This is a genomic window from Streptomyces sp. SPB162, assembly GCF_029504575.1.
In the GTDB taxonomy this organism is placed as follows: Bacteria; Actinomycetota; Actinomycetes; order Streptomycetales; family Streptomycetaceae; genus Actinacidiphila.
The window spans coordinates 216,483-238,416 of record NZ_JAQFII010000002.1; the positions used below are offsets into that span (position 1 = coordinate 216,483).

Sequence of the window (21,934 nt, forward strand, 5' to 3'; positions counted from 1 at the left end):
CAACCGACCGATCGGACCACGCCGGGGCAGACTGGGAACATGCCCGAACTGCCGGAGGTCGAGTCCCTCACCCACTACCTGGCCGACCACCTCGTCGGCCGGACCGTCGCGCGGGTGTATCCGCTGGCCGTCAACGCGCTCAAGACCTACGACCCGCCGCCGGGCGCGCTCGAGGGCCGCGGCTTCGACGGCGTGACCCGGCACGGGAAGTTCCTCGACCTCCGGGCCGGGGACCTGCACCTGGTCATCCACCTCGCCCGCGCCGGCTGGGTGCGCTGGACCGACGCCCTGCCGGAGGCGCCGCCGCGCCCCGGCAAGGGCCCGCTCGCGCTGCGGGTGCGGCTCACCGAACCCGACGGCGCCGGCTTCGACGTCACCGAGGCCGGCACCAAGAAGCACCTCGCGGTCTACGTCGTACGCAATCCGCAGGACGTGCCCGGCATCGCCCGACTCGGGCCCGACCCGCTCTCTGCGGCCTTCACCCCCGAGGCCTTCACCCGACTGCTGGAGGGCGACCGCCGCCAGATCAAGGGCCTCCTGCGCGACCAGGGCACGATCGCGGGCATCGGCAACGCCTACTCCGACGAGATCCTGCACACCGCCAGGATGTCCCCGTTCAAACCGGCGGCCAACCTCTCCGAGGACGAGGTGGGCCGCCTCTACGCGGCGATCGGCTCCACCCTCTCCGACGCCATCAAGCGGTCCGACGGGCTCGACCTGCGCAATCTCAAGGCCGAGAAGAAGAGCGGCCTGCGGGTCCACGGGCGCACGGGCGAGGCCTGCCCGGTCTGCGGCGACACCATCCGCGAAGTGTCCTTCAGCGACTCCGCCCTGCAGTACTGCCCCACCTGCCAGACCGGTGGCAAGCCCCTGGCCGACCGGCGGATGTCCCGGCTGCTGAAATAGGCCCCCGCCGGCCGGCGCCGTCACCCTCGACGGCGCCGGCCGCACCCGCCGTGACGCCATCAGCGCGCCGACAGCGCCTTGAGGGCGATGTTGAGCCGCAGCACGTTCACCCCGGGCTCACCGATGAAGCCCAGGATCCGGCCGTCGGTGTTCTCCCGCACCAGCTTCTCGACCTGCCCGGTGTCGAGGTGGTTGCGCGCGGCGACCCGGTGAACCTGGAGCCTGGCGTACGCGGGCGAGATCTGCGGGTCCAGACCCGAGCCGGAGGAGGTGACCGCGTCGGGCGGCACGTCCGAGGGCCTGACCGTGAAGTCCGCCGTGGAGTTGTCCTTGACGACGGCGGCCTTCGCCTCCGTCACCCACTTGATCAGATCCGCGTTGTCGCCGGAGCGGTTGGTGGCCCCGGACAGGATGAGCGAGTACCGGGTGTTGACGGAGTTGGTGCCCAGCCCGTTGGACGGCCGCGGCTGGAACCACCGCAGATCAGGTGCGGGAGTCTGCTCGCCGTTGGCCAACGGCAGGTGGTAGGTCTGCCCGATGAGGCTGGAGCCGACGACCTTGCCGCCGGAGGTGATCTCCGAACCGTTGGCCTTGCCGCGGAACAGGGCCTGCGCCACGCCGGTGATCAGGAGCGGGTAGAGCACCCCGCAGACCAGGGTCAGGACGAGCAGCGCGCGCACCCCGGCCCCGAACAACCGCACGGTGTTTCCAAGAGAGTTGTTCATGACGTCACCCGATGCCAGGGATGCAGGAGAGGAGCAGGTCAATGATCTTGATGCCGAGGAACGGGGCGATCAGGCCGCCCAGTCCGTAGACGGCCAGGTTGCGGCGGAGCATCCGATCCGCGCCCATCGGGCGGTACCGCACACCCCGCAGGGCCAGCGGCACCAGCGCGATGATGATCAGCGCGTTGAAGACGACGGCGGACAGGATCGCGGAGTGCGGGCTGTGCAGTCCCATGATGTTGAGCTTGTCCAGGCCCGGGTACGCGGCCGTGAACATGGCGGGGATGATCGCGAAGTACTTCGCGACGTCGTTGGCGATGGAGAACGTCGTCAGCGCGCCCCGCGTGATCAGCAGCTGCTTGCCGATCTCCACGATCTCGATCAGCTTGGTGGGGTCGGAGTCCAGGTCCACCATGTTCCCGGCCTCCTTGGCGGCCGAGGTGCCCGTGTTCATCGCCACGCCCACGTCCGCCTGCGCCAGGGCGGGGGCGTCGTTGGTGCCGTCACCGGTCATCGCGACGAGTTTGCCGCCCGCCTGCTCCCGCTTGATCAGCGCCATCTTCTCCTCGGGAGTGGCCTCCGCGAGGAAGTCGTCGACGCCCGCCTCCTCGGCGATCGCCTGGGCCGTCAGCGGGTTGTCACCCGTGATCATGATGGTTCTGATGCCCATCCGGCGCAGCTCGTCGAACCGCTCCCGCATGCCCTCCTTGACGACGTCCTTGAGGTGGACCGCCCCCAGCACCCGGGCACCCGAGGCGTCCTCGACGGCCACCAGCAGCGGTGTGCCGCCGGCCTGCGAGATCGTGTCGGTGAGCGTGCGGGCGTCCGGGGCGACGACGCCGCCGCGCCCGGTGACCCAGGCGATGACCGAACCGGCCGCGCCCTTGCGGACTTTGCGGCCGTCCACGTCCACCCCCGACATCCGGGTCTGGGCGGTGAACGCGACCCACGCGGCGCCCTGGAGCTCGCCCTGCCGCCGCTCGCGCAGCCCGTACCCCTCCTTCGCCAGGACGACGATGGAACGCCCCTCCGGCGTCTCGTCGGACAGTGAGGACAGCTGCGCCGCGTCCGCCAGCTCGGCCTCCGAGGTGCCCTGGACGGGTGTGAACCGCACCGCCCGGCGGTTGCCCAGGGTGATGGTGCCGGTCTTGTCGAGCAGCAGGGTGGAGACGTCACCGGCCGCCTCGACGGCCCGCCCCGACATCGCCAGCACATTGCGCTGCACCAACCGGTCCATGCCCGCGATGCCGATGGCCGACAGCAGCGCCCCGATGGTCGTCGGTATGAGACAGACCAGCAGCGCGACCAACACGATCATCGACTGCCGCTGACCGGCGTAGACCGCGAACGGCTGGAGCGTGACGACGGCCAACAGGAAGACGACGGTGAGCGAGGCGAGCAGGATGTTCAGCGCGATCTCGTTCGGCGTCCGCTGGCGTGCGGCGCCCTCGACCAGGGCGATCATCCGGTCGATGAACGTCTCACCGGGTTTCGTCGTGATCTTGATGACGACGCGGTCGGAGAGCACCTTCGTCCCACCCGTCACCGCGCAACGGTCACCACCCGACTCCCTGATAACCGGGGCCGACTCGCCGGTGATGGCCGACTCGTCGACGCTCGCGACCCCCTCGACGACGTCCCCGTCGCCGGGGATGACCTCACCGGCCTCGCAGACCACCAGGTCACCGACGCGCAGTTCGGCCCCGGGCACGCACTCCTCGCGGCCGGCGGTCAACCGCCGCGCGACGGTGTCGGTCTTGGCCCTGCGCAGGGTGTCGGCCTGCGCCTTGCCGCGGCCCTCCGCCACCGCCTCCGCCAGGTTGGCGAAGAGCGTGGTGAGCCAGAGCCAGCCCGCGACGGCCCAGCCGAACCAGTCGCCCGGAGCGGTCAACGCGAAACCCGTGCTCAGCACGGAGCCGACCTCGACCACGAACATCACCGGCGACGTGACCATCACCCGCGGATCGAGTTTGCGCACCGCGTCCGGAAGGGACCGGAGCAGCTGCCGGGGGTCGAACAGGCCCCCGCCGACGCGGGCCCCGTCGCCCTCGTGGCCTGTGGGCACGTCCTGGTGCGGAGCGCGGTTGGCAGTGAGCGTGGACATCGGGTCCTCTTGCTTCCAGCGAGTGGTCATGACGCCAGCCCCTCGGCGAGCGGCCCCAGCGCCAGCGCCGGGAAGTAGGTCAGACCGGCGACGATGACGATCGTGCCGACGAGCAGCCCGGCGAACAGCGGCTTGTGGGTACCCAGGGTGCCCGCGGTGACCGGGACCGCTTTCTGCTCGGCCAGCGAGCCGGCCAGTGCCAGCACGAACACCATCGGCAGGAAACGCCCGAGCAGCATCGCCAGCCCGATCGTGCTGTTGAACCACTGGGTGTCGGCGTTGAGCCCGGCGAAGGCCGAGCCGTTGTTGTTGGCGCCCGAGGTGTAGGCGTACAGGATCTCGGAGAAGCCGTGCGCCCCGGAGTTGGTCATCGAGTGGCCCGGGGTCGGCAGCGCCATGGCCGCGGCGGTGAACCCCAGCGCCAGTGCCGGGGTGATGAGGATGTAGCAGGCCGCGAACTTGATCTCGCGGGTGCCGATCTTCTTGCCCAGGTACTCGGGGGTGCGCCCCACCATCAGCCCCGCGAGGAACACCGCGATGACGGCCATGATCAGCATGCCGTACAGTCCCGAGCCGACGCCGCCGGGCGCGATCTCACCGAGCTGCATGCCCAGCATCGTCAGGCCGCCGCCGAAGCCGGTGAACGAGGAGTGGAAGGAGTTCACCGCGCCGGTCGACGTCAGGGTGGTCGCCACCGCGAAGATCGACGACCCGGCGACACCGAAGCGGGTCTCCTTGCCCTCCATCGCCCCGCCCGCGAGGTCGAAGGCCGGGCCGCCGTGGTGGAACTCGGTCCACATCATCAACGCGGTGAAGCCGATCCAGATCGACACCATCGTGCCGAGGATCGCGTACCCCTGCCGGACGCTGCCGACCATCGTGCCGAAGGTGCGGGTGAGCGCGAAGGGGATGACGAGGATCAGGAAGACCTCGAAGAGGTTCGAAACGCCGTTCGGGTTCTCGAAGGGGTGCGCCGAGTTGGCGTTGAAGTAACCGCCACCGTTGGTGCCCAGCTCCTTGATGGCCTCCTGGGAAGCCACCGCCCCGCCGTTCCACTGCTGCGCCCCGCCCGAGAACTGGCCGACACCGTGGATACCCGAGAAGTTCTGGATCGCCCCACAGGCGACCAGCACGATCGCGCCGATCACCGCGATCGGGAGCAGGATCCGTACGGTGCCGCGCACCAGGTCGGACCAGAAGTTGCCCAGCTCACCGGTGCGCGAGCGGGCGAAACCGCGCACCAGGGCCACCGCCACGGCCAGGCCCACGGCCGCCGAGACGAAGTTCTGCACCGCCAGGCCGCCGGTCTGCACGACGTGGCCCATGGCCTGCTCGCCGTAGTAGGACTGCCAGTTGGTGTTCGCCACGAAGGACGCGGCGGTGTTGAACGCCTGGTCCGGGTCGATCGAGGAGAAGCCGAGCGAACCGGGCAGAGCGCCCTGGATCCGCTGCAACAGGTACAGGAAGAGGACGCCCGCCGCGGAGAAGGCGAGGACTCCGCGCAGGTAAGCGGGCCAGCGCATCTCGGTGGACGGGTCGGCGCCAATGGCCCGGTAGATCCACTTCTCGACGCGCAGGTGCTTGTCACAGGAGTAGACGCCGGCCATGAAGTCGCCGAGGGGTCGGTATGCCAGGGCCAGCGCGGCGCTCAGCGCGAGTAGCTGGAGCACACCGGCGAGGACGGGGCTCATATCGGAACTCAGAACCTCTCCGGGTACAGGAGGGCGAGGACGAGGTAGCCCAGGAGGGCGACGGCCACGACGAGGCCGACGATGTTCTCGGCGGTCACAGCTTTGCCACCCCCTTGGCGATGAGAGCCACCAGCGCGAACACCGCGATCGTGGTGACGACGAAGGCCAGGTCGGCCATCGTGTACTCCTAGAAGAGTCGGGACATCTGACTCCTCGAGCAAAGCGCCCCGACGAGCCCGCGCACCGTTCGTTGACGCGTCCCATACGGCCACCGGCAGGCTTTTGACGTATCCCATACGCACCCGGTCCGAGCTGCGGAGAAGCGGATGTGGCACATTGTGGCGCCACAATGGCTCCCCATGGCGCCACTCCTGTGCCATGATGGCGTTATGGACCTCACGCCGTATGTAGACCACCTCCGGCACGAGCTCGCGGTCGCCGCCGAGGCCGGCGGAGACGAAGCCCGCGCCCTGGCCGAGCGGCTCACCGCACCGCTGGAGTCGGCCGCCCGGCTCACCCTGCTCAACGCGCTGTCCGCCGCCATGGACGAGGTCACCCGCGAACTGGCGCCGGGCTCCGTCGACGTACGGCTACGCGGACTCGACCCCGAGTTCGTGCTCACCCCGGCCCCGACCCACGACGAGGCGTACCAGGAAGCCGAGGAGCCCGAGAGCCCGGCGGACAGCGAGCCGCCCGCACCACCCGCCCCCGCGGACGGCGACGAGGGCGGCACCGCACGCATCAACTTCCGCCTCCCCGCCCACCTCAAGAACCGGGTGGAGGACGCCGCCGGACGCGAGAGCCTCTCCGTCAACGCCTGGCTCGTACGGGCCGTCGCCATCGCCCTGGAACCCGGCGAGCCCGGCCGCCCCACCGGCCGCAACCGCCATCGCGGCTCCCAGGGCTACACCGGCTGGGTCCGCTGACGGCAGCTCCGTCAAGCCGGGAACCAGCAGATCACCGCTTCTCCTTCACCCTCCGCAGCCGCCGCTGGGAGGCCCCCGACCGGCGGGACAGACCCGCCGACGTCATGAGGACGGGACCGCCATGCCTGAATTCGACACCCCGGAACCGATCACCGTCACCCTGGAATTCGACATCGGAACCGCGCGGATCATCGCGAGCCCGCGCACCACCACCGTCGTCGAGATCCTCCCGAGCGACGGCGCCACCGAACTCGACGTACGAGCGGCGCAGCAGACCCACGTCGTCTGCACCGGTGACACGTTGCTGGTCAAGGGGGGCAGGAAACGCTCCCTGTTCGGCGGCAGCGGATCGATCGACGTCATCATCGAACTGCCGGCCGGCTCGCACCTGCAGGGCGTCACGCCCATGGCCGACCTCACCGTCGAGGGCCGGGTCGGGAACTGCCGGCTCAAGACCTCGTTCGGCGACATCCGGATCGACGAGGCGGCAACGGTCAACCTGCGCACCGGCCGCGGCGACATCCGCCTGGACCGCGCCACCGGGGACGCCGACGTCGTCGGAGCCGGCAGGGTCGACATCGGCCAGGTCACCGGCGCGGTGACGGTCGAGAACGGCAACGGTGAGACCGCCGTCGGCGAAGTCACCGGCGACCTGCGCGTCAACTCCTCCAACGGCCGCATCACCGTCGACGTCGCGCACGCCTCGATCGACGCCAAATCCGCCAGGGGCGCCATCCGGATCGGCGAGGTGACGCGCGGCCAGGTCGCACTCCAGGCCGCCGCGGGCGACCTGGAAGTCGGCATCCGCCAAGCCACCGCCGCCTGGCTCGACGTGAACACCCGCTTCGGCACGGTACGCAACTCCCTCGGGCCCTCCGAAGGCCCCGGCGACGCCGACGCGACGGTCGAGGTACGCGCCCGCACCGGCGTCGGCGACATCGTGATCCGCCGCTCCTGAAACGGCCGATACCCACCTCCCCGGTCTGTGCCCAGAGCGCCGGCCGGACGCATACTCGACAGCGCGGACGCGGACGGCGATCCGCTCCCCGACCCGGCGGAGACCATGGATCTTCTGCCCTTCGACCCAGCGCACGCGGCCGCCGTCGCCGCCTGGCCGCTGACCCCCACAGAAGTGTCGATGTGGTGCGGCCTGCGCGAGTTCCCCCTGTCCGCGCGGACCGTCGCGGCCTGGCAGCACGGCGACGACGTCCGCGCCCACCTGCTCTTCGACCGCGAACAACCCATCGGCTACGGGGAATTGTGGGTCGACGACGAGGAGCAGGAGATCGAGCTCGCCCGGATCATCGTCGCCCCCGACGCCCGCGGGAAAGGACACGGACGGACTCTGGTCCGCGAGCTGCTCGCCCAAGCACTGCTGACGGGCCACTCCGCGGTCTTCCTGCGGGTGCACCCCGGCAACGACCGCGCGCTGAGGTGCTACCTGACCACCGGCTTCACCCCGGTCGACGCCCGCCTGGCCGAGAGCTGGAACGCCCTCCAGCCGGTCCCCTACCTATGGCTCCAACACGACGCGCCGGCGCCGTGACACACCCGTGCGCGACAATCAGCGGGTGCCCGACTACCCCTCACTCGCCGCGCTCGACACGCTCCTCGCCTCGCTGCCCGACATCGGGGAAGCCCGCCGACGGCAGCTCGGCATGGTGCGCCGGGAACTCGCGGCAGCGCTGGCGCGGGACGCGCTGCCGGTGGCGGCCCGGCGCAACGTGCGACGGTTGCTGGAGACCGGGAGCCTCACCGCCTACCTGCGCCTGGCCGAGTCCGGCACCCTGCGCCACCGACTCGTCGGCGGACGCCGCCCGCCGACCTCCGCACCGACCAACCAGGCCCGCTACGACTGTCTGAACCTCGCCCGCACGGCAGCCGGACTGCCCCGCCTGCCGCTCGGCGGCGGCGCCCCCGTACTGCGACCGACCCCCGAGGCCGGCCGGCTCACCGCGTTGCGGCGGCAGCTCGACCAGGACCTCGCGGGCCACCTCTCCCCCGGCCGCATCCGGCTCACCGCCGTACTCGCCCTGCTCCTCGACACCCGGTCACGTTCCGGCGAACTGGCCGTGCAGCGCGTCACGCACCTGACCGACGGCCACACCGGCATCCACATCCGACGGCAACCGCAGCACGGCACCACCGCCGCCCCCGAGCGCGAGTGGCTACCGCTGTCGGATCTCAGCCGAGCCGCTCTCGACCGGTGGTTGCCGCTGCGCGCCGACCTGATGAGCCGCGCGCACGGCACCACCCGCCTGTGGGTCAGCCTCCGCATGAACCACGCCGGCATCCTGGACGACGACGGCCGGGCCACGCTGCGGCCGACCGGGATGCCGCTGGAGGAGAACGGCCTGGTCACCTCCTACCGCGCCGGCCGCTCCCGGTACGACGAACTGCGACGCCTGCTGCCCCCGAAGATGGAACAGCTGCGCCGGGCCGCCGAGGAGCAGCACCTCGCCGCACAGGTGTAGTGCGGCAGGAACACGGCCGGAACAGGATCACCGGGGCCCGGCTCCCCCGCTGCGTCTTCCTGCTGTTCGTTGCGGGCAGCCGCCGGCCCACAGGGCTTGTTATTTTGTGCCAACCACGATGGCGCGGTACTCAACGACGCCGCAGCACCCCGCCGATGAAGGCGGCCTGGCCGGCGTGCTGCAGGTCGTCGGAGACGACGCTCACCAGGCGTACCCCCTGCGTCACCGCCGGAGTCCAGTTCTCGTCGACGACGCGGTCGAGGTCGGCCTCACTGAGCCCGCGCACATACGCGACGGTGTGCGCGTGCACGGCGTCGTAGTAGTCCAGGAGCAGCTCCGGGGAGTCCACGCGGACGGCGGCCACGTCGTCGCCCTTGTGCCCATAGCCGGTGGCACTGGCGGAGAAGGGCAGCTGGAAGCGGTCGGCCCAGCCCTGCGCGATCCAGACCTGCTCGGTGCCCGCCAGATCGGCGACGTGGTCGTCCTGAATGCGCGTCAGGTGCCACACCAGCCAGGCGATCGAGTTGGCCTCCGCGTCCAGCCGCGCGGCCAGTTCGTCCGCGGTGAGTCCTTCGACGGCGCCGTGGACGGTTTCCTGGATTCGGCCGAAGGCATCGGCCAGTAGCTCCGCGCTGTTCATCCGTGACTCCTCAGACATGGCCGGCGCACCGCCGGTTCCGGGCGAAGATCGAACGTACCGAACACTCCGATTGTGCACGCCGGGCCCGGAAGCGGTTGACCTTGACACGGTGGCAGGGCTTTCACTGCTCGCCGAGGAGGTGGTCTCGATGACGACCACGAAGCAGGACACGGATGCCCCACGCACACTCCGAGCGCTGGAGGACGGTCGTTCTTCCGTGCGACTGCGAGCCGCCATGATGGTCGGCACGACGCCCGACCCGCGTTGGGTCGGCCCGCTCGTCGAACGGTGCGCGGTGGAGCCCGAGTTCCTCGTCCGCGACATGCTGACCTGGGCGCTCACCCGCCACCCGGTAGCCCTGACGCTCCCCGCGCTGGTCCGCGAGCTCCGTTCGGAGCGTGCGCGGGCACGGAGCCAGGCGCTGCACACGCTGTCCAAGATCGGGGACCGGCGGGCATGGCCGGCGGTCACCCGGGCGCTGTTGTCCGACGCCGACGACGAGGTGGCGCGGAGCGCCTGGCGGGCCGCGGTCGTGCTCGTACCGGAGGGCGGGGAGTCGGCGCTGGCCGCGGTACTGGCGACGCAGCTCGGGCGCGGTGAGCGCGAGACGCAGCTGAGTCTCAGCCGGGCGCTGGTCGCGCTCGGTGAAACCGTCGTATCGGCTCTGCGTACTGCGGCGACGGCCCCCGACCCGCGCATGCGGACACACGCGCTGGCCACGCGACAGCTGCTGCGCGACCCGGACGCCGGCTTCGAGTTCGCGATCGAGGAGGCCAAGCGCGTCGTGGCCCTCGGCGGGCCCGGACGGGAGGGACTATAGGACGTGTTGATCGGTGAGGTGGCGCGACGGTCCGGGGTCAGTGCCCGCATGCTCCGGCACTACGAGTCGCTCGGCCTGGTGCGGCCTTCGGGCCGTACGGGCTCCGGCTACCGGGAGTACTCCGGCGAGGACATCCGGCGGATCTTCCATATCGAGAGCCTGCGGTCGCTGGGGCTGTCGTTGCGGGAGATCGGGCGCGCGCTCGACGATCCCGCCTTCACGCCCCCGACGCTCGTCACCGATCTGATCCGGCAGACACGCGAACGCATCGCGGCCGAGACCGAGTTGCTCACGCGGCTGCGGCGGATCGATGCCGCGGAGCCCGCCGGCTGGGAGGACGTCCTGCAGGTCGTCGCGCTCCTCCGGGCGCTGGGGTCCAAGAGCGCCGACGCGCGCCAGCGCGCGGCCCTCTCCTCGGCCCACGAGGTTCCGGTGCCGGTGGAGGCCCTGGTCGAGGCGGCGCTGGGCGAGACGGAGCCGAACGTCGCCGGGGCCCTTCGCTGGGCATTGGCGCGATCGGGCGAAGGTGGCACGGCGCTGCTGGCGGAGGGCCTCGGCTCGCCGGTGGCCGCGGTGCGCGAGCGCGCTGTCCGGTCCCTCACCGAGATGCCCGGCAGCGGGGCCACCGCACGGCTGCGGGACGCTCTCGCCGGCCCCGACCCAGTGGTCCGCGGGTACGCGGCGCTGGCACTCGGGGCACGGGGAGTGGCCGAAGCGGTCCCGACGCTGATCGACATGATCACCGAGGGGAGGAACGACACCGACGCGGCCGACGCGCTGAGCGTGCTGGCGAGCGACACCGCGACGTCGGACCGGATCGCGGCCCGCCTCGTCGATCGTCTCGCCCACGACACCACGGACGCGCCCGCCCGCGGACGCCTGACCCAGGCGCTGGCGGACATCCCGGGGTCGACGGCGTCACGTGCCCTGGTGGAGCTGTCGTACGACGAGGACCGTGCCGTCGCGCTGACGGCGACGTACCTCCTCCGGCTGCGCGACGCGCGGTGACGGAAAAATCTCGGAGTCGCAGCTGCGCCGTAATTCGAACACGTGCTTGAATTAGCGGGTGATGTACTCCTTCCCCCACGAACTCCTGCAGGCGCAGCGCGAGTGGTACGCCGTGTACGGCCAACTCGCCGACCGCACCACCAGCAGCACGGCCGCGCAGACCACGGCGCTCCGCCGCCGTCTGCACCGGCTGTCCGTCCAGGTGTCCACACATCCGTACTGGGAGGCACACACCGGAAGAGCGCCCGCGGCCCGCATGGCCCTGCGCGAGCTGGCCCGCGGCTAAGGGCTGTCAGGTCGGAAATCCGTTTCCCCGTCCGCCCGTTGGTTCACTACACTCACGATCAATCGCGCGCCGCCATGTCATCGTCATCGCGGCGCGCTCCGTGGCAGTCGAGGGGAGGCCGGTCGTGCGTCACCGCACCGCTGTCGTCGTTCCTCCGTCACGGTTCGAGGTGATCCTGGTGTCTTCGTCCCCCCAGTGCCGGCTGCGCGGCTGCCACTGGACGTCCGTGACGAACGCCTGACCTCTCCTACTGATCCGCGCACCGACTCCCGTACGTATCCCCCGCCCGACGGCTCGACGCCGGGCGGACACGTACCGGTGCCGTGTGCCGTGTCTCAGGAGGCTGCCCTCGTCCGGAATCGCGCCGACCCTTTCCAGGAACACCCCGAAAGGCCATGGGCCGTGCGTACCGACCGCCATCGTCAACCCGTCAATCCGCTGACCGCCGTCCGCAACCTGGGCATCCTCGCCCATGTCGACGCCGGAAAGACCACCGTCACCGAACGGATCCTGTACTTCACCGGCGCCACCCACAAGCGGGGCGAGGTGCACGACGGGACGACCGTCACCGACTTCGACTCCCAGGAGCGCGACCGCGGCATCACCATCTTCGCCGCCGCGGTCAGCTGCACGTGGGACGGGCACCGCATCAACCTGATCGACACGCCCGGCCATGTGGACTTCTCCGACGAGGTCGAGCGGTCGCTGCGCGTGCTCGACGGCGCGGTCGCGGTGTTCGACGCCGTCGCGGGGGTCGAGCCGCAGAGCGAGTCGGTGTGGCGCCAGGCCGATCGGCACGGCGTGCCGCGGATCGCGTTCGTCAACAAGCTGGACCGCACCGGCGCCGACCTCGACGCGGCCGTCGAGTCGATCCGGGAGCGGCTGCATCCGGCCCCCCTGGTGGTCCAGTTGCCGATCGGGAAGGAGGAAGGGTTCACCGGAGTGGTGGACCTGCTGCGCATGCGGGCGCTGGTCTGGCCCGGCGAGGGTGACACGTTCGCGGAGGGCCCGGTTCCCGACGCGCTGCTCGAGGAGGCGGCCCGGCGCCGCCGGTCGCTCGAGGAGGCGGTGGCGGAACTCCACCCGCTCGCGCTGGAGGAGTTCTGTGCCGAGTCGGTGATCTCCGCGGCGACGCTCGCCGCGGCACTGCGCGACCTGACCCGTACCGGCGAGGGCGTGGTCGTGCTGTGCGGCGCGGCCTACCGCAACCGCGGTATCGAGCCGCTGCTCGACGCCGTCGGGGCGTATCTGCCGTCGCCACTGGACGTTCCGGCGGTGCGCGGCACCGTGCGCGGCGCGGACGAGGAGCGGGCCGCCGATCCGGCGGCGCCGTTCGCGGCGCTGGTGTTCAAGGTGACGTCGACGTCCACCGGGCGGCTGACCTATGTGCGGGTGTACTCGGGGACGATCCGGAAGGGAGACACGGTGAGGGACGTGGGCGCGGGGCGCTCCGAGCGGATCAGCCGCATCCTGCGGGTGCAGGCCGACCGGCACGCGGAGATGGACCAGGCGGTCGCCGGGGACATCGTCGCCGTGATCGGGCCGAAGGCCGCCCGCGCCGGAGCCACCTTGTGCGAACCCGGGGCTCCGCTGGTCCTCGAACCGCCGACGACGGCCGATCCGGTCGTGTCCGTGGCGGTCGAGGCCCGCAGGAGCACCGACACGGACCGTTTGGTGTCGGCGCTGGTCCGGCTGGTCGAGGAGGATCCCTCGCTGGTGGTCAGGACCGACACCGAGACGGGCCAGACGGTGCTGTCGGGCATGGGCGAGCTGCATCTGGAGGTCGCGGTGGAGAAGATCCGCCGCGCCCACGGTCTCGAGGTCGGCGTCGGCCGTCCGCAGGTGGCCTACCGCGAGACGGTCTCCCGCCGTGTGGGCGGGCTGCTGTACCGGCACGTCAAGCAGGAGGGGGGCGCGGGCCAGTTCGCCCACGTCGTCCTCGACGTGGAGCCGCTGGAGGCCGCCGCGGTTCACGCTGACGCCGGCGCGGTGGAGTTCGTGTTCCGGTCGGCCGTCGTCGGGGGACGGGTTCCGCAGGAGTACGTCCGTGCGGTGGAGGCCGGTTGCCGGGACGCGCTGATCGAGGGCCCCCTCGGCGGCCACCCGGTCACCGGGGTGCGGGTCACGCTGACCGACGGAGCCACCCATCCCAAGGACTCCTCGGAGATGGCGTTCCGGACGGCCGGACGGCTCGCGCTGCGGGAAGCACTGCGGGCCGCCGCGATGGTGCTGCTGGAGCCGGTGGTCGAGGTCACGGTCACCGTGCCCGACGACGCCGTGGGCGGGGTGCTCGGCGATCTGGCCGCACGGCGCGGCCGGGTCTCCGGCTCGACGGCGCGGGCCGGCACGGCGGTGATCACCGCGGCCGTGCCGCTGGCCGAGCTGTTCGGCTACGCGACCCGGCTGCGCAGCCGGACACAGGGCCGGGGGACGTTCACCACCCGGCCCACCGGTTACGCCCCGGCGCCCAGCGCGGTGGCCACCGGGTGACGGGCACCCGGCTCCGCAGGTCGGCCCCGCTCGCACGCGCGAGCGGGGCCGACCGCGGGCAGCGCGCTACGCCGGTGCCTGGGGCTCGTTCAGGAGGGCCGTCTCCTCCTCGGTGAGCCGCAGCGCACCGGCGGCCACGTTGGCGGTCACGTGGTCCGGGTACCCGGGATGGCCGGTACGTGCGGCCCCCGCCGCAGCGTCCAGGCGAACGCGTCAGCCGGCGCCGTGCCGGGCGCCGCGGTCGTGGGCCCGCTCCGCGGGCGAGGGGATGAAGATCCGCGCGGCCGAGGTGCCCAGTCCGCCGGGAACGGCCCAGCCGTGCCCGCCCGATGACGGGGCGAACGGCGGGGCCTGGGGTTCGGACGGCAGGCCGGTCCGCGGCACGGGGGGATGCGGAACTCCGCTGTAGGGCAGGGAGCTCGGCAGGTCGGCGGCGGCGTAACGGCGCGCGCCCCGGTGCCAGTTGAGGATGCCGGCGAGCCAGTCCTGCAGCTCCTTCATGTACGCGTCCATGGTCGCCCGACCCTCCGCGTTCAGCTCGAAGTCGTCGTACAGCACGGGAAGCTCGTACTCCATCGCGTGCTGGAACTGGGCGAGCCGGGACGACATCAGATCCGCGACGATCTTCAGTGCGGTCGGATAGTCGCAGTCGAAGAAGTTCTCGACCACGAGGACGAGGTTGTGGATCTCCCCCTCGTACTGGATCTCCTTCTGGTACGAGAAGACGTCGTTGATCAGGAACCCGTAGTCGGAGACCGCGTTCTCGATCGCGCGCAGCGTGCCGCTCTCGTAGATGCCCGGCGGCAGCTTCTCGCCCTGCCGCAGCCGGCACAGGCTCATGGTGAGGTCCGAGCCGAAGGTCAGTCGGCGCATCTCCAGGTAGTCGATCGGGTCCGGGATGCGGTTCTGGTGCTGGTTGTGGAGTTCCCACACCCAGCTGTCCAGCATGTCGTCGATGGTGCGCCGGAACGCGCGGCGCTGGTCCAGGTCCATGGGCTCGGCGGTGCGGCCCCACAGGTCCGCGAGGCCGCGCTCCATCGGGGTGACCGCCAGGGCGGCGCCGACGGCCGGGTCCTCCACGGTGACACAGGCCTTGAGGCGTTCGGTGCACTGCTTCGCGCCGACGAGGTCGTGGGTACGGCCGAAGGCGAGCGGGTACAGGTCGTCGCCGTAGGTCCCCCAGGTCAGCCACTCCGCGCTGAGCTCCAGCTCCTCCCGCGTCGCGTCCGGGTCGAGGCCGGCCGAGCAGAGGGCGAAGTCGTAGCCGACGAGTTTCTCCTCGTCCCAGATGTCGGCGAGCAGGCCCATCCGGCCGGCCCACGCGACGGATTCCTTCCGCGCGTGGTCGAGGTGGGGGCTGACCGTCAGGGGGAACGGGAGGTCGAAGTCCGGCAGCAGGGAGGGCCCGACCTGTCGGTGCGGCACGTGGCCGTGGCTGCGCAGCCGGGCCCTGGCCGGCCGGCCGAAGAGCGTCTTGATGTCCAGGACGGACGCGCCGACGGCTCCCCCGAACAGGGAGTTCGGGGTGGTGACCGCGCCTTCGTTCATGTAGCGGCTGGAACGTAGGTGCCATTCATGGCCACCGGACTGCCAGTCCTGCAGGCCCTTGACGTACGCGGCCACCGCCGCGCACTGCGCGGGGTCCAGCCCCTTCTCGACGCAGAGCGCGGGGACTTCGGTCAGCGCGGTGTTCTCGAACTGCTGCAGCCGGGAGGTGAGCAGGTCGTTGACGGACTCGGCCGCCTCCTGCGTCGTGCAGCCGAGGAACGTCTCCAACACCAGTACGCCGTTACTGAGTTCGCCCTCGTCCTCCACCTCCCGCTGGTACGAGAAGAGGTCGTTGCGCAGGTGGACGCCGTCCGAGAAGGCGTCGGTGAGGACGCGCAGCGGACGGGTCCCGGCGACCGTGGGCGGCAACTCGGCGGCCGCGGCGTACTCGATGATCCCCGCGGACCAGGGCGCCCCGCCGACCTTCCGCCGCATCTCGATGTACTCGACCGGGTTGGCGATCCGCCCCGTGTCGATGTTGGAGAGCTCCCACAGGGACTCGTTGAGCAGGTTGCGGGTCGACTCCGCGAACCGCTCACGCCAGGCGTACGACATGCTCGGCACCGTGCGCGCCCACAGGTCGGCGAGCCCCGCTTCCACCGGGTTTCGGGGCTCCGGGAAGCCGTCGGCCAAATCCATCGGCATGAACGCCGGCAGCCGGTCGAGGTACTCCTTGCCGCCCTCCCGGTCCGGAGTCCGCTTGAACAGCTCCAGGAAGTGGTCGTCGAAGAAGAACACCCAGACATACCAGTCGGTGACCAGCGACAACACGTCGGCGTCACAGTCCGGGTGGGTGTACGAGCACAGCAGGGCGTAGTCGTGCGCGTCGAGGTCCCGCTGCTCCCAGATCCCCGAGCCCTCCAGCATGCCCATGCCCCGGGCCCACACCCTGGACTGCTCACGGGCCGTTTCCAGATGCGGATTGAGCCGGGCCGGGTACGGCATGTAGAAGTCGGGCAGGTCGAACGGCTGGGTCACTGGGCCGTCCCTCCGAGGTGTCGCGCGCCATTTGGTCCGAGCCCAGTCATGCCCATGGAGCCGGTGCCCATTCGGAGGTCCGCGTCGGCTCACACGAAAGTATGACGTTCCGCCAAAACGCTTCGAACGTATGGGCAGGTCTGCCTCCGCGGGCCGCCGCCACCTCCCGTGCCCCCTCGGCGGACAACCACTACAGTGAGGGCATGTCCGGTGAACTGGTGCCCGAGCACGGCGAACTGCGCGCGTCCCACGAAGACCGGGACGAGGTAGTGGAGCGGCTGCGGGTCGCCGCCGGAGACGGCCGGCTGACCGCGGAAGAGCTGGACGAACGGCTCGAAGTGGCTCTTACCGCACGTACGTACCGCGAGCTCGCAGGGCTGCTCACCGATCTTCCGGCGGCCGGACCGGGATGGGCCGGCGGCGCACCCTCCCGCGCCCCGAAGGACCTCTCGCGGATCGCGGTCGACAGCGCGAGCACGAGGCGGGACGGCACCTGGGAGGTGCCCCGGCAGATGGAGATCGAGGCCGACAGCGGATCCGTCGTCCTCGACTTCACCAGTGCCGTCATCGCGTCGCCCACCCTGGAGATCGAGGCGTCGGTCCGCAGCGGGTCGGTGACCCTGATCGTGCCGCCGGACGTCTTCGTGGACGTCGACGAGGTGGCGGTGAGCAGCGGCAGCGTCCGCCATCGGGCGCAGGTGGCTCCGGGGACGCCGATCCGGCTGCGGGTCCACGTGTCGGGGAAGGTGCGCAGCGGCAGCCTGACGGTGCGACCGCCCAGGGCGCCCCGCCGCGGCTTCCTGCGGTGGCTGCTCCGCCGCCCCGCGCCGCGGACGTCACTGCCGCGCTGACGCGGAAGCCGGGACTCGGGCCGGCGCCGGGACTCGGGCCGGCGCCGGCCGGGAGGAACAACGACTCCGGATCACCGGTCCGCCCGTGAGGCGCCGTCCGCCGGGGGCAGGTCCTGTTCGGCCCAGATCGTCTTGCCCGTGGGCGTGTAGCGCGTTCCCCAGTGCTCGGTCATCTGCGCGATGAGGAAGAGGCCGCGGCCGCCCTCGTCGTCACTCGCCGCGTGGCGCATGTGCGGCGAGGTGTGCCCGGAGTCGGAGACCTCGCAGATGAGGGTCTGATCACGGATGAGCCGCAGCAGGATCGGGCCGTCGGCGTAGCGGATGGCGTTGGTGACCAGCTCACTGACGATCAGTTCGGTGGTGAACGACACGTCGTCGAGGCCCCATTCGCCGAGCTGCCCGGTGGCCGCGGCGCGGGCGCGGCCGACCATCACCGGGTCGGCGGCCAGCTCCCACACGGCCACCCGGTACCTGTCGAGCCTGCGCGTGCGGACGAGGAGGAGGGCCGCGTCGTCGTCCGACGGCCCGGGGAGCAGCGTGGAGACGGCCCGGTCGGCGAGTTCCTCCAGGGGGCGCCGGTGGTCGGCGAGGATCTCGTCGAGGCGGTCGAGGCCGGCGTCGATGTCGCGCGCGGAGGACTGGACGAGGCCGTTGGTGAAGAGCGCCAGGAGACTGCCCGCGGGCAGCTGCAGGTCCGTGCTCTCGTAGGGCAGGCCGCCCAGCCCCAGCGGCGGGCCTGCCGGGAGGTCCGGATAGCTGACGAAGCCGCTCTCCGCGTCGACCACGGCCGGCAGCGGGTGGCCCGCGCGCGCCATGCTGCACTGCCCGGTCACCGGGTCGTACACCGCGTACAGGCACGTCGCACCCAGGGCTTCGTCCTCCTCGGGACCACCGTCCTCCTCGCCGCGGACCATGGCCCACTCCTTGGCGGACTGGCCGACCAGGTGGTCCAGCCGGGTGAGGAGTTCGTCCGGAGCGAGGTCCAGCTGGGCGAGAACCCGGACGCTCGTGCGCAGCCGTCCCATGGTGGCGGCGGCCCCCAGGCCGTGCCCGACCACGTCCCCGACCACCAGGCCGACACGGGTGCCCGACAGCGGGATGACGTCGAACCAGTCGCCGCCGACCCCGGCCCCGCTGTCGGCGGGCAGGTAGCGGTACGCCAGCTCGACGGCCGTCTGCGGCGGCAGGCTCCTGGGCAGCAGGCTCCGCTGCAGCCGGAGGGCGGCCGTGTGTTCCCGGGCGAACCGGCGGGCGTTGTCGATACAGACCGCGGTGCGCGCGACGAGTTCGTCGGCGAGGTCCTGCTCGCCCTCGTCGAACGGGTCGGTGTGACGTTCCCGGAAGAACGTGACGAGTCCGATCGGACTTCCCCCGGCGCGCAGCGGCACGGCGAGGCACGAGTGGAACCGCGGCTCCCCAGCGGCGGGCGCGGGGTCCCCCGTCCCGGTCTCCGCACGGATCTCCAGGACCTTCCTGCCCGAGGACAGGCTGCGCCCCTGTGCCGACGCCGCCGGGTAGTCGATCGCCTGTCCGGCCGCAACATGTGGCGGGCCGCTCATGGACGAGGGGCCGCGCCCGGGGCCGGTGGCGCCCCACATGCGGATCATGCGCCGCCCGGCGGTGGTCCCCGACGTGGACTGGTCGCCGTCCAGCACCGTCTCCGACAGGTCGACGGTGACCGCGTCCGCGAACTGCGGGACGGCGACCTCGGCGAGCTCCCGCGCCGTGCGGGCCGTGTCCAGGGTCGTACCGATCCGCGCACCGGCGCGCACCAGCAGGCCCAGCCGCTGCTGGGCCCGGTAGCGGTCGGTGATGTCCACCGACTCCTCGCACACGCCCAGCAACGTGCCCTCGTCGTCCTGCAACCGGTAGTAGGAGCACGACCAGACGCGGTCGTGGTCCGGCTCGTCGGGGGCGCGGCCGCCGTAGTGGAGGTCGATGACGGGCTCGCCGTCGGCGTACACCTTCCGCATGACCTCTTCGAGCGTGGGCGGGTACTGCGGGGAGAGGATCTCGCCGTTCAGCAGCATCTCGTCCGGGGACGCGCCGACGTACTGCGTGGTGCCCATCTCGCGGCGCAGCTCGGCGTTGATCCACACCACGCGCATGTCGGTGTTGTAGATGGCGAGGCCGACGGACGAACGGGTGACGAGTCCCTGCAGCATGGCCTGCTGGGCCTCCCACTGGGCCAGCCCCTCCGAGTCGGCGGCCACGAGCAGCCAGGCCGGCCCCGACCCGTCGTTGGACACCGGGACCATGGTCGTGGCGATCCGCAGCGCGTTGCCGTCCCGGTGGCGCACGTGGAGGACCACGCTGCGGGTGCTCGGCGACTCGCGCAGGCCGGGGTGCTCGCCGGTGCCCGCCCGGCGGGCCAGCAGGTCGTCGGCGGGGTGCCCGAGCACGTCGCGCGCCTCGTATCCGAGCAGCTCCTCCGCTGCCGGACTCCAGCCGAGGACCCTGCCACGGGCGTCCAGCACCGCCGTGGCTGCTCTCGTGACGTCGAGGGGTCCACGGGAGTCCACCCCGTCAGCTCCATCCATCGCATCGCACGGTTCCACCTTCCTCCTCATGGTGGGGCCGCGACCCCGGTGCCACAACCGCTCCGGCACGCGCCACGCCCCCGGCGGGCGCCTGCCCGGCCCGACCCGCCCACCGAGGCACCCGTACGGCCCAACCACGTGCCCGCCGCGGAACCGACGACAGACAGGAGGAACCCGGGTGGACCGGCCCGTACGGAACTCAGGCCACGCCCGGGCCGACCCGCTCCACGAGGAAGTCCTCCCCGGTGGAATTCGCCGTCCTCGACGACTGACGCCGCGCACGACGTCGATATCCGGCCGACTTTCCGGCCGCGTGCCCGCACCCCCGGACAAGATCACTGACCCGTGGAACCAAACGCGGCATCGGATGCTCTTTCCCGGGCGAGAAGGTGCGCGGCATGCGCGGGAGCTGCTCCCGTGGCTGCGATGATCACCGGATCAGCCGGTCACCCGGCGCCCGTGCCCGGACCCCCGCCGGGCACGGGCGCCGGGTGCGACGCCGCGCGGCGGCGGGTTCGGCCCCGCGTGCGTCATCGGCCGTCTCTTCGTCCCCAGGAACAAGGAGCGTCATGGTGCAAGGCAAGTTCGGCAAGCGTGCGGCGATGGGCGCTTCGGTGCTGGCTCTCGTCGCGGCCTCGGTCCCGGCCCTCGCGGCCCAGGCCCAGGCCGATACCTCGCCGGAGGTGGCGGCGGTGGCCGCCGCCCGGCGGGCGCTCGGTGACGGGCTGCCGAAGCCGGATCTCGACGCCCTGCACACGGTCTTCGCGCAGGTGATGGCCGGTGGCGCGCCGGGCGTGATGACCCGGATCGACGGTGACCGGGGCGCGTCCGTCTACCGCGAGACCGCCGGTGTGGCCGACCGCTCCGACGGCCGGACGATGAACACCGACGCGCGCTTCCGCATCGGCAGCATCACCAAGTCGTTCTCGACGGTGGTCCTGCTGCAGCTCGTCCAGGAGGGCAAGATCGCCCTGGACACGTCGGTCGACACGTACCTGCCCGGGCTGCTGCCCGACACGACGATCACGGTGCGGAACCTGCTGACCCACCGCAGCGGCCTGTGGGACTACACGAACGACATGTTCGCGAACACCGTCCCCGGCTTCGAGGCGGTGCGGAACAAGGTCTTCACGTACCAGGAGCTGGTGAAGCTCTCGACCGCCCACCCGGCGACGGCCAAGCCGGGCGCCGCCTACCAGTACTCCAACACCAACTTCGTGGTCGTCGGCGCCCTGATCGAGAAGATCACCGGCCAGTCGGTGCGCACCGAGTACGAGCAGCGCATCATCACCCCGCTGCAGCTGACCGACACGGTCTACGTGCACCCGAGCGCCACCATCCCCGGCCTGCACATCAACGGCTATCTGACGCCGGACGAGGCGGGCGCGGCGCTGGTCGACTCCACCGACCAGACGGTGTCGTGGGCCCAGTCCGCCGGCGCGATGGTCTCCAACCCGCGTGACCTCAACCGCTTCTTCTCCTCCCTGATGGGCGGCCGCCTGCTGAGCGCGCCCATGCTCACCGAGATGCTGAAGATGACCCCGAGCGACACCACCGGGACGCGGTTCTACGGACTCGGCCTGCGCCAGCGCGACCTGTCCTGCGGCGTCTCGGTCTACGGCCACACCGGCACCGTCCAGGGGTTCTACTCCTACGCGTTCACCACCCGCGACGGCCGCCGCAGCGTCACCTCGATGGCCAACACGTCCAACAACGGCAACGTCAACACCATCCTGGGCGACACCCTCGAAGCGGCCTTCTGCGGCAAGACCCCGGCATCGACGTCCCCGGCGGCCAAGGCGCCGTCGTCGAAGCGGCCCGCGGCGGCCACGCCGTCGGCCCCGTTCTACGAGGACATCGCCCCGAACGTCCCCCGCCACTGATCACGACCCGGCCCGGTGGCCGCGTGACCCGCGAGGGCGCGCGGCCGCCGGGCCGATGACGAGC

18 protein-coding genes and 1 pseudogene are annotated in these 21,934 nt (G+C 71.5%); 11 read left to right on the forward strand and 8 right to left on the reverse strand.

The window, feature by feature from the left end:
• The first annotated feature begins 39 nt into the window (after nucleotides 1–39).
• Entirely contained in the window at nucleotides 40–906 is an 867-nt protein-coding gene (locus M2266_RS30930) for a DNA-formamidopyrimidine glycosylase family protein (protein ID WP_277441586.1), read from the forward strand.
• Nucleotides 907–965: 59 nt separating this feature from the next.
• Here M2266_RS30930 and M2266_RS30935 read toward each other — a convergent pair whose 3' ends face one another.
• Genes M2266_RS30935 through kdpF form a run of 4 tightly spaced genes read right to left on the reverse strand, consistent with a single transcriptional unit; the run spans nucleotide 966 to nucleotide 5,524 of the window.
• A complete protein-coding gene (locus tag M2266_RS30935) occupies nucleotides 966–1,631 on the reverse strand; it encodes a potassium-transporting ATPase subunit C (protein ID WP_277441587.1) in 666 nt (221 codons plus the stop codon).
• 4 nt (nucleotides 1,632–1,635) lie between these two features.
• Nucleotides 1,636–3,765 (reverse strand): potassium-transporting ATPase subunit KdpB, encoded by a 2,130-nt coding sequence (gene kdpB / locus M2266_RS30940; RefSeq protein ID WP_277441588.1) that lies wholly within the window; start codon nucleotides 3,763–3,765, stop codon nucleotides 1,636–1,638.
• Nucleotides 3,762–5,426: a potassium-transporting ATPase subunit KdpA gene (kdpA, locus tag M2266_RS30945; RefSeq protein ID WP_277441589.1), complete on the reverse strand. Its 1,665-nt coding sequence runs from the start codon at nucleotides 5,424–5,426 to the stop codon at nucleotides 3,762–3,764. The genes kdpB and kdpA overlap by 4 nt, the downstream gene beginning before the upstream one ends.
• 8 nt (nucleotides 5,427–5,434) lie before the next feature.
• Complete coding sequence (gene kdpF, locus M2266_RS30950; protein ID WP_078075662.1) at nucleotides 5,435–5,524, reverse strand: K(+)-transporting ATPase subunit F; 90 nt, start codon at nucleotides 5,522–5,524, stop codon at nucleotides 5,435–5,437.
• 291 nt (nucleotides 5,525–5,815) lie between these two features.
• Here kdpF and M2266_RS30955 point away from each other — a divergent pair, with 291 nt between their 5' ends.
• The 4 genes from M2266_RS30955 (at nucleotide 5,816) to M2266_RS30970 (ending at nucleotide 8,826) form a co-directional block, all read left to right on the forward strand.
• Nucleotides 5,816–6,352 carry a hypothetical protein gene (locus M2266_RS30955; protein WP_277441590.1) on the forward strand — a complete coding sequence of 179 codons (537 nt, stop codon included), beginning with the start codon at nucleotides 5,816–5,818 and terminating at the stop codon, nucleotides 6,350–6,352.
• Nucleotides 6,353–6,473: 121 nt separating this feature from the next.
• Nucleotides 6,474–7,310 (forward strand): DUF4097 family beta strand repeat-containing protein, encoded by an 837-nt coding sequence (locus M2266_RS30960; RefSeq protein WP_277441591.1) that lies wholly within the window; start codon nucleotides 6,474–6,476, stop codon nucleotides 7,308–7,310.
• A 27-nt stretch (nucleotides 7,311–7,337) separates the two neighbouring features.
• The gene (locus M2266_RS30965; RefSeq protein WP_277441592.1) at nucleotides 7,338–7,898 is read left to right on the forward strand and encodes a GNAT family N-acetyltransferase; all 561 of its coding nucleotides are present in this window, start codon (nucleotides 7,338–7,340) and stop codon (nucleotides 7,896–7,898) included.
• Between the two features lie 25 nt (nucleotides 7,899–7,923).
• A complete protein-coding gene (locus tag M2266_RS30970; protein WP_277441593.1) occupies nucleotides 7,924–8,826 on the forward strand; it encodes a hypothetical protein in 903 nt (300 codons plus the stop codon).
• A gap of 130 nt (nucleotides 8,827–8,956) precedes the next feature.
• On the opposite strand, the gene M2266_RS30975 is transcribed toward M2266_RS30970, so the two are convergent.
• Nucleotides 8,957–9,466, reverse strand: coding sequence for a DUF664 domain-containing protein (locus M2266_RS30975; protein WP_277441594.1), 510 nt, complete (start codon nucleotides 9,464–9,466; stop codon nucleotides 8,957–8,959).
• Between the two features lie 148 nt (nucleotides 9,467–9,614).
• On the opposite strand from M2266_RS30975, the gene M2266_RS30980 reads away from it, so the two are divergent.
• The 4 genes from M2266_RS30980 to fusA all read left to right on the forward strand — a co-directional run bounded on the left by M2266_RS30980 (nucleotide 9,615) and on the right by fusA (nucleotide 14,070).
• Complete coding sequence (locus M2266_RS30980) at nucleotides 9,615–10,286, forward strand: HEAT repeat domain-containing protein (RefSeq protein ID WP_277441823.1); 672 nt, start codon at nucleotides 9,615–9,617, stop codon at nucleotides 10,284–10,286.
• Between the two features lie 3 nt (nucleotides 10,287–10,289).
• Nucleotides 10,290–11,294: a MerR family transcriptional regulator gene (locus M2266_RS30985; RefSeq protein WP_277441595.1), complete on the forward strand. Its 1,005-nt coding sequence runs from the start codon at nucleotides 10,290–10,292 to the stop codon at nucleotides 11,292–11,294.
• A gap of 61 nt (nucleotides 11,295–11,355) precedes the next feature.
• Nucleotides 11,356–11,580, forward strand: a complete 225-nt coding sequence (locus tag M2266_RS30990) for a hypothetical protein (RefSeq protein ID WP_277441596.1) — start codon at nucleotides 11,356–11,358, stop codon at nucleotides 11,578–11,580.
• A gap of 402 nt (nucleotides 11,581–11,982) precedes the next feature.
• Nucleotides 11,983–14,070 carry an elongation factor G gene (gene fusA / locus M2266_RS30995; protein ID WP_277441597.1) on the forward strand — a complete coding sequence of 696 codons (2,088 nt, stop codon included), beginning with the start codon at nucleotides 11,983–11,985 and terminating at the stop codon, nucleotides 14,068–14,070.
• A 66-nt stretch (nucleotides 14,071–14,136) separates the two neighbouring features.
• Here the strand turns inward: fusA and M2266_RS31000 are convergent.
• Nucleotides 14,137–14,276 (reverse strand): annotated as a pseudogene (locus tag M2266_RS31000) (aldo/keto reductase); the annotation flags it as partial.
• A gap of 7 nt (nucleotides 14,277–14,283) precedes the next feature.
• The gene (locus tag M2266_RS31005; RefSeq protein ID WP_277441598.1) at nucleotides 14,284–16,596 is read right to left on the reverse strand and encodes a germacradienol/geosmin synthase; all 2,313 of its coding nucleotides are present in this window, start codon (nucleotides 16,594–16,596) and stop codon (nucleotides 14,284–14,286) included.
• A gap of 203 nt (nucleotides 16,597–16,799) precedes the next feature.
• Between M2266_RS31005 and M2266_RS31010 the strand changes: the two genes are divergently transcribed.
• A complete protein-coding gene (locus tag M2266_RS31010; protein ID WP_277441599.1) occupies nucleotides 16,800–17,447 on the forward strand; it encodes a DUF1707 domain-containing protein in 648 nt (215 codons plus the stop codon).
• Between the two features lie 71 nt (nucleotides 17,448–17,518).
• Here M2266_RS31010 and M2266_RS31015 read toward each other — a convergent pair whose 3' ends face one another.
• Nucleotides 17,519–20,017 carry a SpoIIE family protein phosphatase gene (locus tag M2266_RS31015; protein WP_277441600.1) on the reverse strand — a complete coding sequence of 833 codons (2,499 nt, stop codon included), beginning with the start codon at nucleotides 20,015–20,017 and terminating at the stop codon, nucleotides 17,519–17,521.
• A gap of 539 nt (nucleotides 20,018–20,556) precedes the next feature.
• On the opposite strand from M2266_RS31015, the gene M2266_RS31020 reads away from it, so the two are divergent.
• Nucleotides 20,557–21,870, forward strand: coding sequence for a serine hydrolase domain-containing protein (locus M2266_RS31020; RefSeq protein ID WP_277441601.1), 1,314 nt, complete (start codon nucleotides 20,557–20,559; stop codon nucleotides 21,868–21,870).
• Nucleotides 21,871–21,934 lie beyond the last annotated feature (64 nt).